We start from the raw sequence: 5,337 nt of genomic DNA on the forward strand, positions 1-5,337 counted from the left end.
CGCCACTCCCCTCGCCCGCCCGGCCACGCGGCAACCTGCCCGCCAACCCGAACCACTCACCACCCCGGCCCGGCCACTCCACCACTCCCCTGCCCGCCCAGCCACGCGGCAACCTGCGCCACAACCCAAACCACTCACCACCCCAACCCAGCCACCCCACCACTCCCCAGCCCGCCCGATCACGCGGCAATCCCCCAACACCACCGCGTCCTCACCCGCCATGTGATCGGCATCACCCGCCGGCATCGCGTGTCGTCGGGCGGTTCAGTTCTTAGTTGACCAGTGAGTAACCTCCTGTCATGCGCGTGCTGATGCTGTCCTGGGAGTACCCGCCCGTCGTGGTCGGTGGGCTGGCCCGCCACGTGCACGCGCTGGCCCGGCACCTCGCTCAGGACGGGCACGACGTCGTGGTCCTCTCCCGGCACCCGGCCGGCACCGACGCCCACACGCATCCGACGACGGACCTGGTGGTCGAGGGTGTGCGCGTCATCCGCGTCGCCGAGGACCCGATGCACGTGACGTTCGAGCGGGACCTCGTGGCGTGGACGCTCGCGATGGGCCACGGCATGGTGCGCGCGGGTCTGGAGCTGGCCCGGTCGTGGCAGCCGGACGTCGTGCACGCCCACGATTGGCTGGTGGCGCACCCGGCGATCAGCCTGGCCGGCGCGCTGCGGCGCCCGCTGGTCGGGACGATCCACGCGACCGAGGCCGGCCGGCATTCGGGGTGGTTGTCGCAGCCGCTGAATCAGCAGGTGCACTCCGTGGAGTGGTGGCTGGCGAACCGGTCGGACGCCCTGATCACCTGTTCGCAGGCGATGCGCGCCGAGGTCGCGAAGCTGTTCGAGGTGTCGGCGGACGACATCACGGTCATCCACAACGGCATCGAGGAGCGCGGCTGGCAGGTCGCGGCGGACGAGGTCGCGCGGGCGCGGGAGAAGTACGCGCCGGGTGGTGAGCCGTTGCTGTTGTTCTTCGGGCGCCTGGAGTGGGAGAAGGGCGTCCAGGACCTGGTGTCGGCGCTGCCGAAGATCCGGCGCGCGCACCGCGGCACGCGGCTGGTGGTCGCCGGCCGGGGGCGGCACCTGGACGAGCTGGTCAAGCAGGCGCGGCGGATGCGGATGCAGCACGCGGTCGAGTTCGCCGGGCACCTGCGGGACCGGGAGCTGCGGGCGGTGCTGGCGGCGGCGGACGCGGTGGTGCTGCCGAGCCGGTACGAGCCGTTCGGAATCGTCGCCCTGGAAGCGGCGGCCGCGCGGGCGCCGCTGGTGGCTTCGACGGCCGGTGGGCTGGGCGAGGTCGTCGTCGACGGGGTCACCGGGTTGTCCTTCGCGCCCGGGGATGTGCCCGCGCTGACGGCGGCGGTGAACTCGGTGCTGCGGGACCGGGAGGCCGCGGAGACCCGTGCGCGGACGGCGCAGGCCCGCCTCGCCGACGACTTCGACTGGGCCCGCATCGCGGCGACTACCGCGGAGGTCTACCGCAAGGCCCGCGTCCGCGAGCACGGCGAGCTTGGACGCCCCAAGATCCCGACAGGCAACGTGTTCAACCCCGAGCCGCCGCCGGTGGTCGTCGAGCGGAAGACCACCGCCGCGGCGCGGAAAAGCGGGCCGAGGAAGCCGGCGCGCTGAAGCCGTCCTTCGCTCAGAGCTGAGAAGTGGCCCTACGCACGCCCGCGACCAGCCGCGGTCGGTCGCGTGACTGTGGTTGTCCCGCCCTCAGCGCACCACGCGCTCGAAAACCAGCCACGGCCCGTCAGGCAGTGGTGGTCCGTCCACCTCGGTGAATCCGCTGGTCGCGACCAGGCGCTGGGAGACGGTGTTGTGCGGCCGGATCACCGCGCGCACGACCCGGACCTCCGGTTCGCGCACGGCCCGCGCGACGAGTTCCGCCAGCGCGGCGCGGGCGAATCCGCGTCGGCGCCAAGCAGGTTCGATCTCGTAGGTCACCTCGACCACGCCCTGCTGGTCCGGCGGCCCGTGGTAGCCGGCGCGGCCGACCACGCCGTCCGGCCCCGCAACGGCGCCGGCAAGCCACTCGGCGGCGCGCGGATCGGCACGGACGCGGGTACTCGCCCGGCCCCAGCCCGGTAGCCAGCGGGGGTTCACGAAGTACGGCGTCAGCTCGACCGGCGCGACACGGTTCGCCGCGGCGAGATCCCCTGCGGCGAGAGCGTGATAGGTGTCCGGGGGCAACGGAACGACGCGCACGCCCCTACCGTCGCAGCCCGGCCGCTCACCTGTCGATCGAATTGCCACCGGGACACCTGGCGCGCCCGGAGTCCGCCACGCTCGCCGTCGAGGCTCGGCAGGCTCCGGCACAGCGCCGAAACCTCCGCTGCCGTTGGGGCCGTTCAGAACACCGGCAACAGTTGCCCACGCTCAGACTCGGGGCGGGGACCGAAGATCCGGCGCTCGGCCCCCGCGATGGACCTGTCGCAATCGAATTGCCATCGAGACACCTGCCGCGCCCGGAGTCCGCCACGCTCGCCGTCGAGTTTCGGCAGACTCCAGTACAGCGCCGGAACCTCCGCTGCCGTTGGGGCCGTTCAGAACACCGGCAACAGTTGCCCACGCTCAGACTCGGGCCGGGACCGAAGATCCGGCGCTCGGCCTCCGTAATTGGCCTGTGGATCGAATTGCCACCGGGACACCTGCCGCGCCCGGAGTCCGCCACGCTCGCCGCTGAGGCTCGGCGGACTCCAGAACAGCGCCGGAACTTCCGCCGCCGTTGGGTCCGTTCAGAACACCGGCAACAGTTGCCCACGCTCGGACTCGGGGCGGGGACCAAAGATGCGACGCTCGGCCTCCGTGATGGGCCTGTCGTTGATGCTCGCCTCGCGGCGGCGCATCAGGCCGTTCTCGGTGAACTCCCAGAGCTCGTTGCCGTAGCTGCGCCACCACTGGCCCTCGGCGTCGTGGCATTCGTACTGGAAGCGCACGGCGATCCGGTTGCCGCGGAAGCCCCACAGCTCCTTGCGCAACGCGTAGTCCAGCTCGCGTTCCCACTTGCGGCGCAGGAACTCGACGATCGCGTCGCGGCCGACGACGTGCTGGTCCCGGTTGCGCCAGACCGAGTCCGGCGTGTAGGCCAGCGCGACCTTCTCCGGATCCCTGGTGTTCCAGGCGTCCTCGGCGGCCTGGACCTTTTGCGCGGCGGTGGCCTCGTCGAACGGCGGGAACGGCGGACGGTCGGACATGGGGCACCCCAATCTGGAGAACGCACGTTCTCCACTGGTGCGCTACGATAGAGAACGCACGTTCTCCACGCAAGGGGCAGGACCGGGATGGATCACGACGAGGCACGCGCGCGGCTGCTCGACACGGCCGAAGAGCTGTTCTACGCGCGCGGCATCCAGGCGGTGGGCATGGATGCCATCCGCTCGGGTTCGGGCGTCTCGTTGAAGCGGCTGTACCAGTGCTTCCCGGCGAAGAGCGATCTCGTCGAGGCTTACCTGCGCCGCCGCGACGAACGCTGGCGGCGGTCGCTGGCGGACTACGTGTCGGCACAGCCGCCGGAAGACGCTGTCCCGGCGGTGTTCGACTGGCTGCGGCGGTGGTTCAGCGAGGACGACTTCCGGGGGTGCGCGTTCATCAACTCCTTCGGCGAACTGGGCGACGGGTCACCTCGTGTCGCTGCGGTGGTGCGCGAGCACAAGGACCTGGTGCGGGACTACTTGCGCGCCCTGGCCGGCTCCGACGAGCTGGGCGACCAGATCTTCGCGCTGGTCGAAGGCGCGACGGTGATCGCGGGCATCACGGGCGATCCGCGCGCGGCCGAGAGCGCCAAGACTGCGGCGGTGGCGTTGCTTCGGGCTTCCGCCGAGAGGTGAGGGCCTCGCCGCCAGCACCGCACTTGAGCGAAGTCGCCACCAGCGCCACACCTTGAGCGGAGTCACCATCAGCTCCGCTCCTCCGGAAGAGTCATGCCCTCGGCACCGAATCTCAAGCCGCCTCGGTCATCGCGCCCAGGGGAGGCGGTGCTGATGACGCGATGGGTGGAGGCACCGGTCATGAAACGGGAGGGTGCGGAGTCGGCGCCACCGACACTGTCCCTCCGCGGGGGCGTGCCGGCGGAGTCGGCGCCACCGGCACCGCCTCTCCGCGGGGGGGCAGCCATCGCACCCTGGCAAGGCGAACACAGCGCCCCGAGAAGCAGGGCCAGTGGTGCAAAGCCCCACGCGAGGGGCGCGTCGGCGTGCTTGTGGCACCCTGCCCGCGGGGCTGGCGAAGCTCATGACGCGATGGGACGAGGCACCGGTCATGGGACGGGAGGGTGCGCAGTCGGCGCCACCGACACCGCCTCCCCGCCGGGGCGTGCTGTCAGCGATCGCACCCCGGCGAGGCGAACACATCGCCCCGAGAGGCGGGGCCAGTGGCGCGAGGCCGCACGCGAAGGGCGCTTCGGCGTGCGTGTGGCACCCGGCCCGCCTGCCCGCAGCGCTGGTGGAGCTGCGGGAGCGGGGGCTGCCGGCTGTGCCGCACGCGGTGTCGCTGTTCCGGGTAGGGCGGTGCCGCTGGCGTGCCGACATGCCTGGGCGGGGCGGTGCCGCTGGCGTGCCGGCATACCTGGGCGCAGCGGTGCCGCTTGCATGCCGACATAGCTGGGCGGGGCGGAGCCGCAGGCGTGCCAACTTGCCCGGGCGGGGCGGTGCCGCTGACGTGCCGACATACCTGGGCGCGGCGGTGCCGCTGACGTGCCGACATACCTGGGCGCGGCGGTGCCGCTGACGTGCCGACATACCTGGGCGCGCCCCCGCGAGGGGCATGCCGGCGTGCGTGGCAGGCCGGCGCACGCCGGCATGCCTGGCCAGGACAGTGCCGCTGACGTACCGGCATACCTCGGCAGGACAGTGCCGCTGACGTACCGGCCTGCCTGGGCGGGGCGCCCCGCGAGGGGCGTGCAGGCGTGCGTGGCAGGTGCCGGCGCACGCCGGCATGCCTCGGCGCGGCGGAGCCGCTCACGTGCCGGCATCCCTGGGCGAAGCGGAGCCGCTGGCGGGGCGGCCTGCCTGGGCGGGGCGAAGCCGCAGGCATGCCGACATACCTGAGCGGGGCGAAGCCGCAGGCATGCCGACATACCTGAGCGCGCCCCCGAGGGGCGTGGCAGGCGTGCGTGGCAGGTGCCGGCGCACGCCGGCATGCCTGGGCAGGACAGTGCCGCTGACGTACCGGCCTGCCTGGGCGCGCCCCCGAGGGGCGTGACAGGCGTGCACGGCACGTGCCGGCGCACGCCGACATGCCTGAGCGGGGGCCGAGCCGCTGGCATGCCGGCCTGCCTGAGCGCGGCGGAGCCGCAGGCGTGCCGGCATGCCTGGGCGGGGCGGAGCCGCTGGCGGGG

General features: G+C 72.7%; 4 protein-coding genes. 2 read left to right on the top strand and 2 right to left on the bottom strand.

Annotated elements, in window-relative coordinates; translation table 11 throughout:
- Positions 1–299: 299 nt before the first annotated feature.
- Complete coding sequence (locus ACCP09_RS38100; protein WP_433753846.1) at positions 300–1,628, top strand: glycosyltransferase family 4 protein; 1,329 nt, start codon at positions 300–302, stop codon at positions 1,626–1,628.
- A gap of 87 nt (positions 1,629–1,715) precedes the next feature.
- Here the strand turns inward: ACCP09_RS38100 and ACCP09_RS38105 are convergent, their stop codons facing one another.
- Both ACCP09_RS38105 and ACCP09_RS38110 read right to left on the bottom strand, forming a co-directional pair.
- Positions 1,716–2,207 carry a GNAT family N-acetyltransferase gene (locus ACCP09_RS38105; RefSeq protein ID WP_433753848.1) on the bottom strand — a complete coding sequence of 164 codons (492 nt, stop codon included), beginning with the start codon at positions 2,205–2,207 and terminating at the stop codon, positions 1,716–1,718.
- A gap of 530 nt (positions 2,208–2,737) precedes the next feature.
- Positions 2,738–3,196 (bottom strand): nuclear transport factor 2 family protein, encoded by a 459-nt coding sequence (locus tag ACCP09_RS38110; RefSeq protein ID WP_027931962.1) that lies wholly within the window; start codon positions 3,194–3,196, stop codon positions 2,738–2,740.
- 87 nt (positions 3,197–3,283) lie between these two features.
- Here ACCP09_RS38110 and ACCP09_RS38115 point away from each other — a divergent pair, with 87 nt between their 5' ends.
- Positions 3,284–3,829 (top strand): TetR/AcrR family transcriptional regulator, encoded by a 546-nt coding sequence (locus ACCP09_RS38115; protein ID WP_433753850.1) that lies wholly within the window; start codon positions 3,284–3,286, stop codon positions 3,827–3,829.
- Positions 3,830–5,337: the final 1,508 nt, after the last annotated feature.

This window comes from Amycolatopsis sp. 3B14, assembly GCF_050958625.1.
In the GTDB taxonomy this organism is placed as follows: Bacteria; Actinomycetota; Actinomycetes; order Mycobacteriales; family Pseudonocardiaceae; genus Amycolatopsis_E; species Amycolatopsis_E thermoflava.